The organism is Chitinimonas sp. BJB300 (assembly GCF_002735695.1).
Classification (GTDB): domain Bacteria; phylum Pseudomonadota; class Gammaproteobacteria; order Burkholderiales; family Chitinimonadaceae; genus Chitinimonas.
Map to the genome: position 1 here is coordinate 1 of NZ_PDZH01000228.1, position 3502 is coordinate 3502.

3 protein-coding genes are annotated in these 3502 nt (G+C 55.2%); 2 read left to right on the forward strand and 1 reads right to left on the reverse strand.

Annotated features, from left to right (window positions below; all coding sequences use genetic code 11):
* Positions 1 to 1393 precede the first annotated feature (1393 nt).
* Entirely contained in the window at positions 1394 to 1612 is a 219-nt protein-coding gene (locus CSQ89_RS20505) for a hypothetical protein (protein WP_099407852.1), read from the forward strand.
* A 114-nt stretch (positions 1613 to 1726) separates the two neighbouring features.
* On the opposite strand, the gene CSQ89_RS20510 is transcribed toward CSQ89_RS20505, so the two are convergent.
* Positions 1727 to 2167 (reverse strand): helix-turn-helix domain-containing protein, encoded by a 441-nt coding sequence (locus tag CSQ89_RS20510; protein WP_139023056.1) that lies wholly within the window; start codon positions 2165 to 2167, stop codon positions 1727 to 1729.
* 210 nt (positions 2168 to 2377) lie between these two features.
* Between CSQ89_RS20510 and CSQ89_RS20515 the strand changes: the two genes are divergently transcribed.
* Positions 2378 to 2797 (forward strand): hypothetical protein, encoded by a 420-nt coding sequence (locus tag CSQ89_RS20515; RefSeq protein ID WP_099407854.1) that lies wholly within the window; start codon positions 2378 to 2380, stop codon positions 2795 to 2797.
* Positions 2798 to 3502 lie beyond the last annotated feature (705 nt).

The following is a 3502-nucleotide window of genomic DNA, read 5'->3' on the forward strand; positions in this document are numbered from 1 at the left end:
CCCGCATCAATACAGGGTTGTTCCAAGAGATCCAGGTGTTCCGCCCGCTGCGCGCCCATGTGTGCACACGTGTAGCGTATACACACGCCCAATGTGTGCGTAGGCAGCCTCGTATACGCGTATGTAACCCGGAACACTTGGAACACTTGGAACAAAAGAAATAAATCAAAGCGTTAGTCTGTTCTGTGTTTCTAGAACGGAGAGGTAGTAAGACGGAACAAAAGTGAATTGCGTGCTATTCGATTCTGTCCTGTCCCTGGCCAGTCATAAAAAATGACGAAAATGCGGTTTTGTCCCCACATCCAGGCCCTTGTCCCCAGTAAGTGGGGACACGTCAAACCCAGTATTGACGGGGATGTCCCACTTGTCCCGCCCCATACCCGCACGAGCGCGCGTACACACAATGTGCCTCGCTCTTTTTTTATTTGTCTCGCACGTAATGATTTTCACCCGGGACAAGTGGGACATCTTTGATTTAAAAGAAGAAATGTTGTCCCGGGGAAGTGGGACAAGAGAGTTCTACCCGGGACAAATTTGTAAAGTAAAGGGTTGGTTTAGTAAAAGTAGAGGTAAAGGGTTGGTTTAAGAAGAGGAAACCAAGAACCAAGGGTGCGTACTCGCCAAGATAGGCGCTATTTGACGCATAAACAGGCTCACAGGGCACTAAAATGGCTTGGTATGGTGGGTTGTGGCCAAACGATGATTTGATGGCTCAAGGGCGGGTTTTTGTGGAATCTTCGCAGAAGGTGCGGGCAGTCCCGGTATCGATTGCCTGCCAACGAACCGAATACGCCACGATCAAGGGTGGTTCTACAGGCCAATGCCGACGGTCCGTCTAGAGGTGGGTTCCGGCAAGTGTTGAATGGGGCGAAGTGGCGATACTGCCAATAACACGCGCTAGGGACGACTTTGCAGGGCGCAGCACGCCGTCAAAACCGCAGCAGGTCAAACATCGCCCCCGGTGTCGTTTGCGTGGCGTGAGGGGCCTTCGCGGTTAACCCCCCTCCTTTTTGAAAACTTTCTCCATAAAAATGGGGTTACCCATACGGTCTAGGGCGAAAGGTGCGCCAAGTTCTGCCCCCCCGTCCCGTTTTTTTGTCACCGAAACCGTAGCTGACGTTGATTTCTGGCGGTATCGCCACTTCGTCCGAAACCACGCTTGCTGGAAAAGGCGTCGGTGCGGTTGCCTGCTCAAAAAATCAGCACCCAACTGAATCCCAAGCCGGTCAGGCCTTGGGGCCGATAAGCAGTGCTGCTTATCCCCAGCTATCGGGGATAAATCAGCGCGCTTTTTGCTCGTCCGCCTCAGGCAAAAGACGGCGGCATCGACCGCGCCCAGTGGCGGCCAAGCGTCTTGTCAGGGGGGGCGCGGCCCTTGGTAGGTATGGCCACCATGGCACTCGACAATCACAAGGGACTTTTCCAGTGCTGGCTTGACATCGAGCAGGCTGCCGGGAAACCCCTCAAGCAAATCCTGGATGAGATTAACGCGGCGTGTGGGACAACCTACAAGCACAATTGGCCGGCCAAGATGGCCGAGGCAAATGATGGGTGGGCGGGGTACCCCAACGGCCGTGCGGCGCTATATGCTGCGGCGCGTCTTACCGGTTGAACTCGCTGCGCTCGGCGTCACTGTGCCTGCGGAGACCATGGAGACCTTGGTCCGCCGATTGACGTGATACCGCGGTAGCCTCCTCCTCGCTCAACCTGGCGCGCTGGCCACCCGTTATTCGCTGCGTTGATCTTCATCCTGGTGGCGAGCGGGCGCGAGGGCAGCGGTAAGGCTGTTGGCTAAGAGGGTATTCGCTTTCAAGAGGTCGGCAGGAATCGGGCGATTTTGGTGAAGCGCCAGCCAAGCCTCAAACATGGGTTTGATTTCATCCGGCACCGTCATGGTCGTAAAACCCTGGTCGATGTTTTCTCGCTGCGTCTTCGATTGGTCCGGCAGTGATCGCATAGGGCCGTCACCTGCTGCAAGCCATTCGACGCGAACGCCAAGCAACTTGGCCACGGCGGTGAGGGAGTCGCCGGAGATGGACTTAACCGTGCCATCAAACCACTGCTGCACCGTGGAACGGTTTTTCTTGAGGGCCGACGCAATCTGCGCGGGTTTTAAGTCCGCTTCTTTGGCCGCCAGTCGCATTCTGTCGCTAAAAATTGCCGTCATGTTCGTATGGTCGAACAAATCAACGCCGTCATGACGAACATTTGCTTGCGGAATATGTTCGTTGTTGTGTAAATTATAGATTGCGTTGTTCGTAAATACGGAAAATTACTGAACGACTGACCCGTCACCCTTCATCCAACAGTCGATTTTTAAGCGTCCGCGTGACGCCAAGGGGATCGGCTGGCCAAGCAAAATTGAAAGGACTCCCCAATGAAAGACACTGTTTCTGTCTTGGCCGCCATGACGGCACTCGACAATGAGCCGCGTCTGTTGATCTCATTACGTCGCCTGCTCACGGCCCTGGCCTTGCAGGATTTGACGGCCACACCCATCTATCACGAGGCGCTGGCCACCTATACCCAAGTCATCAACACCCGCTTTGCCACCGGACTGCCCAGTGTTCTGGATGAGACGCCGCAATGCGACGATGACAACCTGGCGGCCTGCCTGACAGTTACCGACGTCTCATGTATCGAGGTCGGGCCAGTGACCTTTCTGTCACCCTGTCAGGGAGAGGCCGTCGCCCAGCAGACCCTCACCTTGGTGCGCGTGGTGGGCGAGCCCGTCCAAATCCACGCGCACCGTGTAATCGCCGATTCCATTGCCTTGGGCGACGGCATCATGGCTTGAAGCCGTGCTTAGCGCCGTCTGTACGGGAAACGCACGGGCTTGTTTCAGGCGCTCGTTGGCACGGCGACGTGCTTTGACTGTGCGTTCTAATGCCTTGAGGGCAGCGGCGCCGGGGTGGTCGGAGCCCGCTGGCCGGCTGTGCTGCCTCAGCGAGAGGATGTCTGGAACTCAGGTACATTACGTTTCTCTAATGCAGTGCAACACCAGCTGCCAATCACTACGCTGATTGGCCCTACTCAACCTCATGTGCGAGGCAATCATGCAAACACTTAACACCTTGGAAATGGATCAAGTAGCCGGTGGAACGGCGCCTAATTCTTTACAGGAATCGGTAACCGAATCGTTAAAAGCCATCGGGCAGTCAGCGCTAACCAATGAAGAGAAACTGCAGGCCATGGGGGACTTCATGCGAGGTCTCCAGAGTCCGTGTAGTCAGCGCGCGGGCGCTGTTTCACCGTCAGTAACTTGAACAAAATAGCTTAAGAATCTTAAAAGGCAGGAAGCGGCATAAATGTCCGCTTTCTGCCTTCTTGTGCGTTATGGGCCTAGCGGAGCGGGATAAGTCGAGAGATTCACATCTATTCACCCGGCAACTAAGTATTGATCAGGCGGCGTACTTGATCCTGGGGTCTTCGAAATAGGAGCACACTCGTTCCGGGGTGTTTTCCAACATCTCCATATGGGCTTTGGTCGCTTGCTTGAGCT

What these genes read in the sequence shown, in the direction of transcription:
- CSQ89_RS20505 (WP_099407852.1), top strand. Translation starts at nt 1,394, where the DNA reads ATGGCACTCGACAATCACAAGGGACTTTTCCAGTGCTGGCTTGACATC.
- CSQ89_RS20510 (WP_139023056.1), bottom strand. Translation starts at nt 2,167, where the DNA reads ATGACGGCAATTTTTAGCGACAGAATGCGACTGGCGGCCAAAGAAGCG.
- CSQ89_RS20515 (WP_099407854.1), top strand. Translation starts at nt 2,378, where the DNA reads ATGAAAGACACTGTTTCTGTCTTGGCCGCCATGACGGCACTCGACAAT.